The sequence below is a fragment of the Bradyrhizobium sp. KBS0727 genome, from assembly GCF_005937885.2.
Lineage (GTDB): Bacteria > Pseudomonadota > Alphaproteobacteria > Rhizobiales > Xanthobacteraceae > Bradyrhizobium.
In genome coordinates this window covers 694,520-710,375 of the sequence record NZ_CP042176.1, presented here as the reverse complement: position 1 = coordinate 710,375, position 15,856 = coordinate 694,520, and the positions used below count along the sequence as shown (strand labels likewise).

Here is a 15,856-nt window from a genome sequence, read left to right as displayed (position 1 = left end):
CGCGCCGCCTGACGTTGTTTTGGGAAGCCCGGCAGCCGGATCACGATCCCGTCGTCACCGGATTGAGGCCGTGATCTGATAGTGTTGCCCTGATATGTTGCCGGAAACAAAAGGGAATGCTCATGTCTGGAACGGTCTATCGACGCACGTTGCTCATCGGCGCGCTTGTCTCACTGGCGATTGCGGCACCATCAGGCACCTTTGCACAGGAAGCCAAGGCACCCGACTATGAGGCCATCGTCGCCTCCCCGGACCGGACCGACGTCGACCGCCAGGCCGACCAGCGCCGCCAGCCTGCCAAGATGCTGGCCTTTACCGGCGTCCGGACCGGGATGAAGGTTCTGGATATGGAGGCCAGCGCCGGCTACAGCACCGAGCTTCTGGCCCGCGCCGTCGGCCCGTCCGGCACCGTCTACGCCCAGGATTCGGCCGCCGTGATCGAACGCTTCGTCAAGGACAGGTTCGACATCCGCGCCCAGAAGCCCGTCATGAAGAATGTCGTGCATGTCGTGAGAGACTTCGACGATCCGATCCCACCCGAGGTTTCGGGGCTGGACCTGATCACGTTCTTCTTCGCCTATCACGATATCAGCTACATGCCGGTCGATCGCGCGGTCATGAACAAGAAGATGTTCGCGGCGCTCAAGCCCGGAGGTTTCCTCATCATCGCCGACCACTCGGCCAAGCAAGGCGACGGCATCAGCGTCGCCAGGACGCTGCACCGGATCGAGGAGAGCACGCTGCGGCAGGAAATCGAGGCCGCCGGTTTCAAGCTGGTCGCGGAAGGCGATTTCCTGCGTCATCCCGAAGATCCCCGGGATGCGAAGGTGTTTCAGCCGGTGGTGCCGGTCGACGAGTTCGTGCTGAAATACCAGAAGCCGTTGTGAGGCGCGGCCATCGTGGCCATCACCAACGGCAGCCCTGTTGTGCTTAGCGTCACCGGCCTGACCAAGAGTTACCGCGCCGCTGGCGAAGAAATCGCGGTGCTACGCGGCGTGAATTTGACCGTCAGTGCCGGCGAGAGCGTCGCGCTGACCGGCGAATCCGGCAGCGGCAAGAGCACGCTGCTGCACCTGATCGCCGGCCTCGATGCCGCCGACGGCGGCGAGATCAGGCTGGCCGATGCTTCGGTGTCGGAGCTCGGCGATGCCGGCCGGGCCGAATTGCGCCGCGACCGCCTCGGCCTGGTGTTTCAGCAGTTCAACCTGATCCCGAGCCTGACGGTGGAAGACAATCTCGTATTCCAGTCGCGCATCGCCGGCCGTCACGATCCCGACTGGCACCGCGAACTGGTGGAGCGGCTGGGTCTATCGAATTTTCTGAAGCGTTATCCCGAACAACTATCCGGCGGCCAGCAGCAGCGGGTCGCGATCGGCCGAGCGCTCGCGACAAAACCGCTGCTGCTGCTGGCCGACGAGCCGACCGGCAATCTCGACGAGGCCACCGCCGATGAAGTGCTGGCGCTGGCGCGCGATCTGGTCGCGCGCTCTGGCTGCGGTTTCCTGCTGGTGACCCACAGCGCGCGGCTCGCCGCCACGCTCGACCGCCAGGTCAACCTCCATGCAGGAATTATTGCGGGGGTGATCGCATGAAGCGCGCCCTGTGGACGCTGGCCGTGTTGCTGAGCCACTGGCGCCGGCATCCGATGCAACTCGCCACGCTGTTGATCGGATTGATTTCGGCGACCGCGCTGTGGAGCGGCGTGCAGGCGCTCAACCAGCAGGCGCGCAATTCCTACGACCGCGCCGCCGCCACTTTCGGCGGCACCCGCACCGCCATGCTGGTCGCAAGCACCGGGGCGACCTTCCCGCAGCAACTCTTTGTCGATCTGCGCCGCGCCGGCTGGCCGGTGTCGCCCGTCCTCGAAGGCCGCATCCAGATCGACGGACGTTCGTTCCGCCTGCTCGGCATCGAGCCGGTGACGTTACCCGCGGAAGTCGGCAGCGCACCTGCCATCGGCAAAGCCGACCTGCAATCCTTCATGACGCCGCCGGGAGAAATGCTGGTGGCGCCGGAGACGCTGTCCGATCTCAAGCTCGCCGAGGGCGCGCGGCATCAGGCCAATGGCGGCGCGCTGCTGCCGCCGCTTCGCGTGCAGCCGCAACTGGTGCCCGGGGTGCTGGTGGTCGACATCGGGGTTGCGCAGAGCCTGTTGAAAATGCCGGATCAGGTGTCGCGCCTGTTGATCGGCAAGACCGCGGGCAAGCGTGCGCCGCTTGAAAGCATCATCGGCGACAGGCTTCGCCTGGTCGAACCCAACGCGGAGAGCGATCTCGAACGCCTCACCGACAGTTTTCATCTGAACCTGACGGCATTCGGGCTGCTGTCGTTCTTTGTCGGCCTGTTCATCGTCAATTCGGCCGTTGGCCTTGCCTTCGAGCAGCGCCTTACGATGTTGCGCACCTTGCGCGCCTGCGGCGTCTCGGCGCGGATGCTGAACGCGGTGCTGGTCGCTGAGCTGGTGTCGCTGGCGCTGGTTGCAGGATTGATCGGGCTGGTGTGCGGCTATTTCATCGCGGCCGCCCTGTTGCCCGACGTCGTTGCTTCCCTGCGCGGACTCTATGGCGCGCAAATCCCGGGACAGCTGACGCTCAAGCCGGAATGGTGGGTTGCCGGCATCGCCATCAGCGTTTTGGGTGCGCTGGCCGCCGCGGCCGCCAGCCTGGCCAAGGCGCTGCGGCTGCCGCTGTTGGCCACCGCCCAGCCTCAGGCCTGGCAACAGGCGCAGCGCCGCTGGCTGGTGTTTCAAAGCATCGCAGCACTTGCCGTGTTCGCGACCGCCGGCGGCTTGCTGTGGTTCGGCGATTCTCTCATTGCGGGCTTTGCCGTGCTCGCTGCCCTGATGCTGGGCGCGGCACTGGTCCTGCCGATGTTTCTCGAGGCCGTGCTGGCGCTCGGCCAGCGCTACGCCAAGGGCGCGCTCAGCATCTGGTTCTGGGCCGACAGCCGCCAGCAACTGTCGGGACTGTCACTGGCGCTGATGGCGCTGCTGCTTGCGCTCGCGGTCAATGTCGGCGTCACCACCATGGTGGAGAGTTTCAGCCGCACCTTCCTGGTCTGGCTCGACGGGCGGCTGGCGGCGGATGTTTACGTCAACGCCGCCAGCGATGCCCAGGCGACCGAAATCAAGGCATGGTTGCGCGAGCGTCCCGAGGTCGAGGCGGTCCTGCCGGGCGGCCGCGCCGAGACGCAACTCGCGGGCGCGCCGATCGAGGTACTGGGCCTGCCCGATCACCCGACCTACCGGGACAACTGGCCGCTGTTGCAATCCGCCGACAAGGCCTGGATCAGGCTGCGGCCCGGCGATACCTGCCTCGTCAGCGAACAATTGTCGCGGCGTCTTCATATCGGCCTCGGCGACCGCATCGACGTGCCTGCGCCCGGTGGCAACTGGCCGCTTGAAGTGGTCGGCATCTACGCGGATTACGGCAATCCGAAAGGCCAGATCGCGGTCAATTTTGCCGCACTGACGCGGCGGTTTCCGGAAATCCCGCTGACGCGCGTGGGCCTGCGGGTCGAACGGCCGAAGATCGCGGCGCTGATCGCGGCGCTGCAGGAGAAATTCGGGCTCGATGATCGCAACGTCGCCGATCAGGCGACCATGAAGGCGGAATCGAGGCGGATCTTCAACCGCACCTTTTCCGTCACCGCCGCGCTGAATGCCTTCACGCTTGGCGTCGCCGGCATCGCACTGCTCACCAGCCTGCTGACGCTGGCCAATTCGCGGCTGCCGCAACTGGCGCCGCTGTGGGCGATCGGCATTACGCGAAAAAAACTGGCCGTCATCGAGCTTCTGAAGACGATGTCGGTGGCGCTGATCACCACGCTGTTCGCGCTGCCGCTCGGGTTGCTGGTGGCGTGGTGCCTGCTTGCGATCGTCAACGTCAAGGCGTTCGGCTGGCGGCTGCCGTTCCATGTGTTCCCGCTGCAATTGCTGTGGCTGGTCGTCGTCGCCATGGCGGCGGCGCTCGCCGCATCGGCTTTGCCGGTGATCCGGCTCGCGCGCATGCAGCCGGCGAACCTGATCCGGATCTTTGCCAATGAGCGGTAGCCGCGCCATCACCCGCCGCGGCTTCACGGCCGGCGCGCTGCTTGGCGGGCTCGGCAGCAAGGTTTGGGCGCAGGGCTTTGCCGGGCTCGGCGAAACCGCCAACGGGTTTGAAGCTGTCGTCCCCGGAAAGACCTTTTCGTTTCCCAGAGATCACGGCCCGCATCCGGCGTTTCGCATCGAATGGTGGTACGTGACCGCCAATCTTGTTGCCGCAAACGGCACCGCCTATGGCGCGCAATGGACGCTGTTTCGTCAGGCGGCCGCAGCCGACGGGCCGCAGGAGGGATGGGCCAACCAGCAGATCTGGATGGGCCACGCCGCGGTCACCAGCGCCGACACCCACCGCTATGCGCAGACTTTTGCACGCGGCGGCGTCGGGCAGGCCGGCGTTGAAGCAAGTCCGTTTCGTGCCTGGATCGATGCCTGGGAGATGCGCGGGCGCGATACGATGGATGACGCCAATATTGCGCCGCTCGAACTCAGCGCGTCGAGCGCCGACTTCAGCTACGCGCTGCGGCTCGATGCGGAGCGGCCGCTGGTCCTGCAAGGCGACGGCGGCTACAGCCGCAAATCGCTGCGCGAGCAGGCCTCGTATTATTACAGCCAGCCGCATTATCAGGTGAAAGGCAGCATCGTCATCGACGACAAGCCCGCCGACGTCACCGGCCAGGCCTGGCTCGACCGAGAGTGGAGCAGCCAACCGCTGGCGTCGGACCAGCCCGGTTGGGACTGGCTTTCGCTGCATCTTGCCGCCGGCGACAAGCTGATGCTGTACCGGATGCGCCAGACCGACGGTCAACATTACGGCTCCGGCAAATGGTTCGCACGCGACGGCAGCACGACGCTGCTCGCTTCCGCGGACATCGCCATGACGCCGCAGGCCTTTACCGAAATCGAGGGGCGAAAGATTCCGACCACATGGCGCATCGCCATTCCCAGACTTGCGTTCGCGATCGAATGCGTGCCGCTGAACCCGCGAAGCTGGATGGGAACGAGCTTTCCCTATTGGGAGGGACCGATCAGCTTTTCCGGCAGCCATGCCGGATTAGGATATCTGGAAATGACGGGCTACTAGAGCCGTGGTCCTGATTGAATCAGAACCAGGGCTCTATTTTTTGTTTTGACGCGTTTTCTTCACGCGAACCGGTTGCCACTTCGCTCGAAAACGCTATGAGCCAACAAGTCCAAGAGGGGGATTCTTTCGATGTACCATTTCACCGCGCTCGTCACATGTCTGGCGATCCTGGTCTACTTCTACTCTTCGATTCTGGTGTCGCGGGCGCGCGGCAAGTTCGGCGTCAAACTGCCCGCGATCTCGGGCAATGCCGATTTCGAGCGGGTGTTTCGCGCCCAGATGAACACGCTGGAATGGCTCCCGATCTTCCTGCCGTCGCTGTGGCTGTTCGCGATCTATATCAGCGACACCATCGCCGCGGTGCTGGGGCTGGTCTGGGTCATCGGCCGCATCCTCTACGTACTCGGCTATGCGCAGGCGGTTGCGAAACGCGGGCCTGGTTTTGCTGTTCAGGCCGTCGCGACCATCGCGCTCTGGGTCGGCGCATCAGGCATGATCATCTGGCGCATCGTTCACGCCTGACGATCATTTCGTTTTCGACATGAGTTGCCCGCTACGAGTCCGGAGCGGCCGATTATGCCTTCGACAATGCGTCGCGTATCACAGTCGCGCGAGCACGGAAGAATGTCGTCTTCCCTTCATGCATTTCGTGAATATCATGCAGCATGCATCGTACACGTACGCTGCTGTTGCTCTGATCTGCCCCGTCCGTTGATCCCCAACGGGCGGGGTTTTCATTTGCGCGGTCTGAACATCGCCCGCTCGAACCTCGACCACGCATCTGCAATTTGCATCGTTTGGTATGATGGTATTCATACCACGCGCCGAACGGCTCAATTGCATAACAAAATTAGCTTTCTAACTCATTGTTTCGTTGCGCAAAAACCACTATCGCGCCGTGAAATGCAGCGTATGACGCTGCTGTCATTCTAAACTTCAGGTTCTCCATTATCTCCGTAGTACGCTCGAACAGCGCGTAGACCATCACCGGAGAATAGCTATGTTTTCGACAAGAACCCTGATCCTCGGCTCGGCCGCGGGTCTACTAGCCATCAGCGGGGCACAGGCCGCCGATCTTCCCGTCAAGGCCAAGGCGGTCGAGTATGTGCGAATCTGCTCGCTCTACGGCGCCGGCTTCTTCTACATCCCGGGCACCGATACCTGCATCAAGCTCGGCGGCTATCTGCGCGTCGACACCACCTTCAACGGCGGCATCCACGGAACGCCGGCGTGGTCGGGCGACATCGGGCAAGGCAATCGTTTTCGCGACTACTTTGCTTCGCGCTCGCGTATGGCGCTGACCGTCGATACCCGCACCGCCACCGAATATGGCGTGGTCCGCACCTTTGGTCAGGCCGACTTCCAGTTCAGCACGCAGGGCAGCACGACCGTCAATCCGGCCAACTTCACGGCCTCGCCGGCCGCCGGCACCAACACGTCGCTCCTGAACCAGCCCGGCGAAGGCTATGTCGCGGTCGAGTACGTCTTCATCCAGTTCGCCGGCTTCACCTTCGGCAAGTCCGCCTCGGCTTACGCGACGCCCTGGCAGGGATTTCCGGGTAACATCAATTCTTCGCTGCTCGGCGGCCAGAACACCGATACCGGCGTGAACAACATCCAGTACACCGCCCAGTTCGGCAACGGCGTATCGGGCACAATCGGCCTCGACGACCCGACCGTATGGAACCGCACCGCGGTTTATAATCTCGGTCCGAGCGGCCTCGGTGTCGGTGGCGTCGGCGCAACCGGTACCAGCGGCAACGCCTATGCCGGCGCTCACGCTCCGGAGATCGTCGGCAACATTCGCGTCGACCAGGCCTGGGGTCTGTTCCAGCTTTCGGCCGGGGCGCATGAAGTCTCCGGTTCCTACAACGTCCTGAACACCGCCGCCGCGGCGGCGGGTACCGTCGGTGTTGCCAACGGATCGCCGACCGCGTTCTCGGAAATCTCCGGCCACCCCGAGACCAAATGGGGCGGATCGGTGATGGCTGCGTTGCAGATCAAGAACATCCCCACCGGCGCGGGCGACGACATCAAGGTCGACGTGAGCTATGCCAAGGGCAACACCAAGAGCGTGATCTCCACCTCTTCGGCTTCGCCGAACTTCGCGATGTTCAGCGGCACCAGCGCTCCCGGCGCCTATCAAAGCATCGGCCTCGGCGTGACGACCGACGCCGTCTGGCTTCCGGTCGGTTCCGGCGGAACCGGCGATCTGAAGCTGACGGAAGCCTATGGCATTCGCGGCGCGTTCAACCACAACTGGGATCCCTACTGGTCTTCCAGCCTGTTCGGCGGCTACTCGGCGGTTCGCTACAACGGTGCGGTTGGCGATCTGACGACGGCCAAGGGTGCGTATTGCGCGGCCTTCGCCGCGGGCCATGCCGGTCAGGGCGTAACCTACACCTGCAACCCCGATTTCAACGTCTCGCAGCTCGGCTTGGTGACTCGCTGGACGCCCGTCAAGAACCTGACGTTCTCGGCCGAAGTCGACTGGTTCCACCTCGACCAGAAGTACACGGGCACGTCGGTCTTCAGCGCGGGCGCGCCGAAGCCGGCCGCCACCTACGAGTTCAAGGACCAGAACACGGTGCTGCTGCAGGTCCGCGCCCAGCGTAACTTCTGATCCTGCCACCTGAACGAACAAACGCCGCGCTGGCTTCAAACCAGCGCGGCGTTTGCCGTTGAGCAGCACTATCCGGCGATCGAACAATCGCCGCCGCGGTTACTTCGTCAGCGGGCAGCCGGATTCCTTGGCTGTGGGGAATGCCTTGTCACCGGGAACCACTGCGAGCTGCTTGTAGTAGTCCCACGGCTTCTTCGATTCCGACGGCTTCTTGACCTCGAACAGATAGAGGTCGTGCACCATGCGGCCGTTTTCGAGCACCTTGCCGCCCTGCGCGAAGTCGTCGTCAACGGGCAATTCCTTCAGCTTCTTGGCGACGGCATCCGCGTCCTTGGTGCCGGCGGCCTTGACCGCCTTCAGATATTGCAGCGTCGCCGAATAGGTGCCGGCCTGGATCATGTTCGGCATCCGGCCGGTGCGCTTGAAGAAGCGGTTGGCGAGGTCGCGGCTCTTGTCGTCGCGATCCCAGTAGTAGCCTTCGGTCAGCACCAGGCCCTGGGCGGCTTCGAGCCCGAGGCCGTGAACTTCGGCCAGCGTCAGCAACAGCCCGGCGAGCTTCTGGCCGCCCTTGACGATGCCGAACTCCGCCGCCTGCTTGATCGAGTTGGTGGTGTCGAGGCCGGCGTTGGCGAGACCGATGATCTTGGCTTTCGAACTCTGCGCCTGCAGCAGGAACGAGGAGAAGTCCGACGAGTTCAGGGGGATGCGGACCGTACCCACGACCTTGCCGCCCTTTTCCCTGACGAGATCGCCGGTGTCTTTCTCCAGCGCATAACCGAAGGCGTAGTCCGCGGTCATGAAGAACCAGGTATCGCCGCCGGCCTGCACCAGCGCACCGCCGGTACCGACCGCCAGCGCGTGGGTGTCGTAGGCCCAGTGGAAACCGTACGGCGTGCAGGCGTCGCCGGTAATGCGCGAGGTCGCCGCCCCCACGACGATGTCGATCTTCTTCTTTTCCTTCGAGAGTTCCTGGACCGCGAGCGCCACCGAGGACGTCGTCAATTCGGTGATCATGTCGACGTTCTCGACCTCGTACCAGCGCCGCGCAATGGCGGTGGCGAGATCCGGCTTGTTCTGGTGGTCGGCGGAGACGATGTCGATCGGCTGGCCGAGCACACTGCCGCCGAAATCCTCGATCGCCATCTTGGCGGCTTCGAGCGAATACTTGCCGCCGTAATCGGCGTAGACCCCGGACTGGTCGTTCAGAATGCCGATCTTGACGCCCTGTGCCGACGCCGTCCCGGCCAGCAAAAGACCGCTCATCGCAACGGCCGCCAACAATCCCGACTTCATATGTGCCTCCCAGCAGTCTCTGTTCAGGGAAATCTCGCGCAACAATATTTCATAACCCTGCGGCTGCCCATCTATTTCAGATCAGCCAATAGTATTGGGGTTGCGGTCATCAACGCTCTTCGTCATTCCGGGGCGCGCGTAGGCGCGAACCCGGAATGACAGCAAGCTTTCACACGGCCTCGGGCTTGTTGCCGCGTCTGCCATCGGCAAGGTTGCGGACGATGACGTAGAAGATCGGCGTGAAGATCAGGCCGAACAGCGTCACACCGAGCATGCCGAAGAACACGGCGACGCCGACCGCCTGGCGCATTTCCGATCCGGACCCGGTCGAAACCACCAGCGGCAGCACGCCGAGAATGAACGCGAACGAGGTCATCAGGATCGGCCGCAACCGCAGCCGGCAGGCTTCGATTACGGCCTCGAGCCGTGGCCGGCCCTCGATCTCGATGTCGCGGGCGAACTCAACGATCAGGATCGCGTTCTTCGCCGCCAGTCCGACCAGCACCACGAAGCCGATCTGGGTGAGGATATTGACGTCCTGTCCCATGATCCGCACGCCGATGGTCGCGGCCAGCAGGCACATCGGCACGATCAGGATCACGGCGAACGGCAGGGTCCAGCTGCCATACTGCGCGGCCAGCACCAGGAACACGAACAGCACACAGATCGGAAACACATAGAGACCGGAATTGCCGCCGGTCACCTGCTGATAGGACAGATCGGTCCATTCGAACGTAAAGCCGCTCGGCAGCGTCTGGTCGGCAAGCTGCTTGATGGTGTTGAGCGCGGTCTGCGAGCTCGTTCCCGGCGTCGGCTCGCCCTGCAGTTCGGAGGCCGCATAGAGATTATAGCGCGCGACACGGTCGGGACCCGAGATGTCGCGGAAGTCGACCACGCTGCCGAGCATCACCATGTCACCCGCCGCATTGCGCGTGCGCAGCCGCGCCAGATCGGAGGTCTCCTTGCGGAACGGCAGGTCGGCCTGCGCCGTGACGTGATAGGTGCGGCCGAACAGGTTGAAGTCGTTGACGTAGGTCGAGCCGAAATAGGTCTGGATGGTGTCGTTGATGCCGGAGATCGGCACGCCGAGCTTCTGCGCCTTGACACGATCGATGTCGACGAAGACCTGCGGCGTGTTGGCGGTGAAGGGCGAAAACACCGAGGTGAGGTTGGGCGACTTGCGCGCGACGCCGACAAGCTCGTCGGTCGCAGCGGCCAGCATTTCGGGTCCGCGGCCCTGCCTGTCCTGGACGCGGATGGCAAAGCCGCCGCCGGTGCCGATGCCGGGCACCGCGGGCGGCGGGATCACAATAATGAAAGCGCCCTGGATCACGGACAGGCGCTTGCGCAGGTCGGCCGTGATGGCGTTCGCCGACAGCCCCTTCTTCAGGCGGGCCTCCGGCTCGTCGAACACCGGGAACAGCGCCGCGGCATTGCCCGCCTGCGTGCGCGTCGCGCCGGAGAAGCCTGCAAAGGCCGCGACCCGAACGATGCCCGGCGTATCCAGCGCAATGCGCTCGATCTCGCGCACCACCTTGGTCGTGCGATCCAGCGACGCCGCGCCGGGCAGCTGCGCGGAGATGATCACGTAACCGCGGTCCTGCGCCGGAATGAAGCCCTGCGACGTCGTCACCAGCAGCCAGCCGGCGCTACCGATCAGCGCGAGGTAGATCACGAGCATCACCACCGTATGCCGGATCACGAAGTCGGCCGCGCCCGCGTAGCCGTGCGAGAGCCGGTCGAAAATGCGGTTGAACACGCCGGTAAAGGCCGCCCAGCCGCGGGCGATGACATTCCAGCTTGCCGGCGGCCGCTTTTCCTCGTGAGGAACCAGAATCAGCGAGGCCAGCGCCGGCGACAGCGTCAGCGAACAGAAACAGGAGATCGCGGTCGCCACCGCGATGGTGACGGCGAATTGCTGGAAGAATTGTCCGGAGATGCCGCCGAGGAACGCGGTCGGCACGAACACCGCGCACAACACCAGCGCGATCGAGACCAGCGCGCCGCCAACCTCCTCCATGGTCTTGAGCGCGGCATCGCGCCGGCTCATGCCGTGCTCGAGATGCCGCTCGACATTTTCCACCACGACAATGGCGTCGTCGACCACGATGCCGACCGCAAGGACGAGGCCGAACAGCGTCAGGTTGTTGATCGAGAAGCCGAGCGCGGCCATGACGGCGAAAGTGCCGACCAGCGACACCGGGATCGCAATGATCGGAATGATGGCGGGCCGCCAGCCCTGCAGGAACACCAGCACCACGATCACGACGAGCGCCATCGCCTCGTAGATGGTCTTGATCAGCTCATGGACAGATTGCGCGATGAATTCGGTCGGATTGTAGCCGATATTGTAGTCCAGCCCTTTCGGAAAACTCTCCCTGAGCCGCACCATCGTATCGGAAATGCTCTTGGCGGTGGCAAGCGCGTTCGATCCGGGGCGCTGGGTCACCAGAAGTGCTACCGCCGATTTCCGCAGCAGGAAGCTGTTGGTGGCGTAGGACAGCGCGCCGAGTTCGATACGGGCGACGTCACGCAGGCGGACGACACGGCCGTCGGAACCCGCCTTGATCAGGATATCCTCGAACTGCCGCGGGTCTTTCAGGCGGCCGGTAAAGACGAGATTGGGCTGGAAGGCGCGGTCCGCGATCGGCGGCTCCGCGATCTGCCCGCCGGCGATCTGCAGGTTCTGCGAACGGATCGCCGCCAGCACTTCGGCCGCCGTCAGGCCGAGATTGGCGATGCGGTCGGGATCGAGCCACAGCCGCATCGAATAGTCGCGCGCGCCGAACATCTGAATGTCGCCGACGCCGTCGAGCCGCAGCAACTGGTCGCGGACCTGCAGCAGCGCATAGTTCGAGATGTAGAGCTGGTCGAAACTGTCGTCGGGCGACAGCATGAACACGACCATCAGGATGTCGGGACTGTTCTTGCGTGTCGTCACGCCGTTGCGCTGGACCTCCTCGGGCAGGCGCGGCTGCGCGATCGCGACGCGGTTCTGCACCAGCACCTGGGCCTTGTCGAGATCGGTGCCGAGCTTGAAGGTCACGGTGATCGTGAGCTGCCCGTTCGAGGTCGCCTGGCTGTAGAGATACAGCATGTCCTCGACGCCGTTGATCTCCTGCTCGATCGGCGCCGCCACCGTATCGGAGACGGTCTGCGCCGAAGCACCGGGATATTGCGTGGTGACGACGACGGTCGGCGGCACCACTTGCGGATATTCCGAGACCGGCAGCGTGGTATAGGCGAGCGCGCCGACGATCAGCAGCACGATCGACAGCACCATCGCCAGGATGGGCTGGTTGATGGAAAGCCTTCCGAGATTCATGGCTTGGCACCATCCGGCGCTTTCGCGGTCTGCGGGGTGACCTTGGCGCCGACGCGGGCGCGCTGCAGGCCGTCGACGATGACGCGGTCTTCCGCCTTGAGCCCCTCGCGGACCACGCGCAGGCCTTGGTCGAGCGGCCCGAGCACCACCGGCTTGGCCTCGACGGTGTTGTCGTCCTTGACCACGAACACGATCTTGCGGGACTGGTCGGTCGCGATCGCGGAGTCCGGCAACAGCAGGGCTTCATAGGGCGAACTGCCGATCAGGCGGACGCGGCCGAACTGGCCGGGCAGGATCGACAAATCCTTGTTAGGGATGACCGCGCGGCTGCGCAGCGTGGCGGTCGAGACATCGAGGCGGTTGTCGAGGAAGTCCATCTTGCCCTCATGCGAGGGCTTGGTTTCGCCGGTCAGCGTCACCTGGACCGGATTGGGCGTATCGCGCGAACTCGGCCGCTTGCCCTCGAACCACAGCTTGCTGTTGCGTTGATAGGTCGCCTCGTCGACGTCGAAATAGATGTAGATCGGATCGAGCGAAACGATCGAGGTCAGCAACGTCGAACCGCCCTCGCTGCCCTGCACGAGGTTGCCGGGACTGACCAGATGGCGGCTCACCCGGCCCGTGATCGGCGCCATCACATGCGTGAACTCGATATTGAGCTTGGCCGCCTTCAGCGCGCCTTCGGCTATGGTCTCGGCGGCGTGCGCCGCCTGCAGGGCCTGGCGGCGCTGGTCGACGACCTGTTCGGAGACAGCGCTGGTCTGGACCAGCGACAGGCCGCGGTCGAGATCGCGCTTGGCAAGTTCTGCCTTGGCGCGCGCATCGGAAAGCTGGCCGTCGGCCTGCTCGGCGACCGCCTCGAACGGGCGGGAGTCGATCACATAGAGCAGATCGCCGGCATGAACGATGGCGCCGTCGCGGAATTCCACTGACGTCACGAAGCCACCGACGCGGGCGCGAACCTGGACTTCCTCGATCGCCTCGAAGCGCCCGGTGAATTCATCCCAGTCCGTGACGGTGCGTTTCACCGGCTGCGCCACCGTGACCGGCGGCGCGGCGGCGGCCGCCGGCTGCGGCGGTTTGTCGCCGCAGCTCGTCAGCGCAAGCGCGACCAGCGGGATCAACGGCCGCAGGCCGCGAAGCGAAAGAACATGAAGGCTTTTGCCTGTCACAAATTCAGATGGCCCAGTCTCGCCCAACATCCAACTCCCCCGCACTTCCCGACAACGTCATCGACCGAGACCTCGGCCCCGCGGCATCCGCGGCGGAGGTCACAGATGGGAACGGTTCCCAGTCTGTGCAAGAACCTCGCCGGAGCAAGCAAAATGTTTATGGATGCCCGGCTCAAGCGGCGGAGTGGTCGGGCGTTCGGCGTGGAACCTGCCGGGAAAAAAGGGAGGCGCGTCGTTCCCTGCGGCCATGAAATCCCTTGCCGATTTCGGCTTTCGACGTCCCGATGACGGAAACGTGACATCATACAAATATCGTCCGGCCGGTGGGGGAAGCATCCCGTTCCGCAAGGGCGTATGGGATGCCCCGCCGTCGCGGGGCACGACACGAGTGTGGAGCTTCGCTCTCCTCCGTCACAGCGACGGGTGGAACCTTCGCCCCTAAAGCGGTAAGCATCGGAAAAACACGACAGGGAGGCCCGCCATGGATGCGCTTTCACCCCGACCTTCGCCGGATGCGGGCTTGCGCCGCGGCGCCGACCACATCGCACCCGATGCCGCCGGGCAGAATTTCTACGCCGTCGACCGGGGCTTGCGCGATCTGCTCGCGTACTATCTGTCGCCCGCCGACTTCCAGCACCTGGAGCCGTATTTCGACCGGCTCGGCGCGCTCGCCGGCGGCAGGCTCGACGAACTGGCGCGGCTTGCCGACAAGCATCCGCCGGTGCTGCATCCGCGCGACCGTTTTGGCCGCGACGAAGACTGGATCGACTACCATGCCTCCTATCGGGAGATGGAACAGATCGCCTTCGGTGACTTTCAATTCCACGCCATGAGCCATCGCGCCGGCGCGCTGGGCTTGGATCGTCCGCTGCCCGCGGTGGCGAAATACGCGCTGCAGTATCTGTTCGTGCAGGCCGAGTTCGGCCTGATGTGCCCGATCAGCGTCACCGACACCTCGACCCACCTGATCAAAAAATTCGCCAGCCCGGAGCTGCAGGCCTATCTGCTGCCGAAAATGCTGTCCGGCGATGTCGCCACGATGTGGAAAGGCACGCAGTTCATGACCGAGCGCGCCGGCGGCTCCGACGTCGGCACCATCGAAACCACGGCGCGCCTGGAAGACGGCGAGTGGCGCCTGTTCGGCGACAAATGGTTCTGCTCGCATGCCGACGCCGACGTCGCCCTGCTGCTGGCGCGGCCCGAGGGCGCCCCCGCCGGCACCAAGGGATTAGCGCTGTTCGCGCTGCCGCGCCGGCTGAAGGACGGACGCCGCAACGCCTATCGCATCGTCCGTCTCAAGGACAAGCTCGGGACCCGCTCGATGGCGTCGGGCGAAATTTTGCTGGAAGGCGCCGTCGCCTACCTGGTCGGCGCGCAGGACCAGGGCCTCAAGCAGATGATGGAGCAGGTCAACCTGTCGCGGCTGTCGCACGGCGTGCGCGCGGCGGCGATGATGCGGCGCTGCGTCAACGAGGCCATGGTGTGTGCGCGCAGCCGCCAGGCGTTCGGCCACACCATCATCGATTATCCCCTGCTGCGTCGTCAGTTGCTGAAGATCACGCTGCCGGCCGAACAATCGCTGTCGATGTTCCTGTTCGCGGCCGATGCGATGGACCGCGCCAATGCCGGCGACAAGGATGCCCAAAATATCCTGCGCATCCTGACGCCGCTGCTGAAATTCCGCGCCTGTCGCGACAACATTCCGGTGGCGACCGGATCGATGGAAGTGCGTGGCGGCAATGGCTACATCGAGGAATGGGTGCATGCCCGGCTGGTGCGCGATGCCCATCTCGGCGTGCTCTGGGAAGGCACCAGCAACATCAACGCGCTCGACATCATCACCCGCGCGGTCGGCAAGAGCCGGGCGCACACGGCGTTGCAAACGGCGCTGGTGAAATTGCTGGATCAAGCCGCGTCGATTCCGGCCGCATTCCGCGACCGACTGCGGCAAACGCTAGATCGCGTGGTCGCGTTTGCCGAACGCGTCGCCGCCGAGCCGGATGCCGAACAGCATGCGCGGCAGGCTGCAAGCGCGCTCTATCACGTCACCAGCGCGATCCTCATGGCCTCGGAAGCCGCAAATCCCAGCGCCGACGCACGGCGCGCGCTGTATGCACGGCTCGTGCTGGAGCACCGGTTGAGCGTGCAGGACCCGCTGGCACCGCAAGAGGCGACGTGGGAGCGCGCGGCGGCGGAGGTGTTGTTGTCGGAGCAGCCGGTGTCACTCAGTGAGATTGCGAAGCTGCTCGTCTAGGCCGTCATTCCGGGGCGTCCGAAGGACGAACCCGGAATCTCGAGATTCCGGGTTCGATGCTGC

The 15,856-nt window shown here is 64.3% G+C and carries 10 protein-coding genes; 7 read left to right on the top strand and 3 right to left on the bottom strand.

Annotated elements, in window-relative coordinates; translation table 11 throughout:
• The first annotated feature begins 122 nt into the window (after positions 1 to 122).
• From FFI89_RS03280 to FFI89_RS03255, 6 genes are all read left to right on the top strand, one after another.
• Positions 123 to 887 (top strand): class I SAM-dependent methyltransferase, encoded by a 765-nt coding sequence (locus FFI89_RS03280; RefSeq protein WP_138832860.1) that lies wholly within the window; start codon positions 123 to 125, stop codon positions 885 to 887.
• A 39-nt stretch (positions 888 to 926) separates the two neighbouring features.
• The gene (locus FFI89_RS03275; protein ID WP_138836055.1) at positions 927 to 1,592 is read left to right on the top strand and encodes an ABC transporter ATP-binding protein; all 666 of its coding nucleotides are present in this window, start codon (positions 927 to 929) and stop codon (positions 1,590 to 1,592) included.
• Entirely contained in the window at positions 1,589 to 4,051 is a 2,463-nt protein-coding gene (locus FFI89_RS03270; RefSeq protein WP_138832858.1) for an ABC transporter permease, read from the top strand. The genes FFI89_RS03275 and FFI89_RS03270 overlap by 4 nt, the downstream gene beginning before the upstream one ends.
• A complete protein-coding gene (locus FFI89_RS03265) occupies positions 4,041 to 5,126 on the top strand; it encodes a lipocalin-like domain-containing protein (RefSeq protein ID WP_138832856.1) in 1,086 nt (361 codons plus the stop codon). Before FFI89_RS03270 ends, FFI89_RS03265 begins: the two co-directional genes overlap by 11 nt.
• Positions 5,127 to 5,255: 129 nt before the next feature.
• Positions 5,256 to 5,648, top strand: a complete 393-nt coding sequence (locus FFI89_RS03260) for an MAPEG family protein (protein WP_138832854.1) — start codon at positions 5,256 to 5,258, stop codon at positions 5,646 to 5,648.
• Between the two features lie 478 nt (positions 5,649 to 6,126).
• On the top strand, positions 6,127 to 7,749 hold the full coding sequence (locus FFI89_RS03255) for a porin (RefSeq protein ID WP_138832852.1): 1,623 nt from the start codon (positions 6,127 to 6,129) through the stop codon (positions 7,747 to 7,749).
• A 99-nt stretch (positions 7,750 to 7,848) separates the two neighbouring features.
• Here FFI89_RS03255 and FFI89_RS03250 read toward each other — a convergent pair whose 3' ends face one another.
• The 3 genes from FFI89_RS03250 to FFI89_RS03240 all read right to left on the bottom strand — a co-directional run bounded on the left by FFI89_RS03250 (position 7,849) and on the right by FFI89_RS03240 (position 13,482).
• Positions 7,849 to 9,042, bottom strand: coding sequence for an ABC transporter substrate-binding protein (locus tag FFI89_RS03250; protein ID WP_138832850.1), 1,194 nt, complete (start codon positions 9,040 to 9,042; stop codon positions 7,849 to 7,851).
• A gap of 169 nt (positions 9,043 to 9,211) precedes the next feature.
• Positions 9,212 to 12,367 (bottom strand): efflux RND transporter permease subunit, encoded by a 3,156-nt coding sequence (locus tag FFI89_RS03245; protein WP_138832848.1) that lies wholly within the window; start codon positions 12,365 to 12,367, stop codon positions 9,212 to 9,214.
• A complete protein-coding gene (locus FFI89_RS03240) occupies positions 12,364 to 13,482 on the bottom strand; it encodes an efflux RND transporter periplasmic adaptor subunit (RefSeq protein WP_371722548.1) in 1,119 nt (372 codons plus the stop codon). The genes FFI89_RS03245 and FFI89_RS03240 overlap by 4 nt, the downstream gene beginning before the upstream one ends.
• Positions 13,483 to 14,020: 538 nt before the next feature.
• Here FFI89_RS03240 and FFI89_RS03235 point away from each other — a divergent pair.
• Positions 14,021 to 15,793, top strand: coding sequence for an acyl-CoA dehydrogenase family protein (locus tag FFI89_RS03235; protein WP_138832844.1), 1,773 nt, complete (start codon positions 14,021 to 14,023; stop codon positions 15,791 to 15,793).
• Positions 15,794 to 15,856 lie beyond the last annotated feature (63 nt).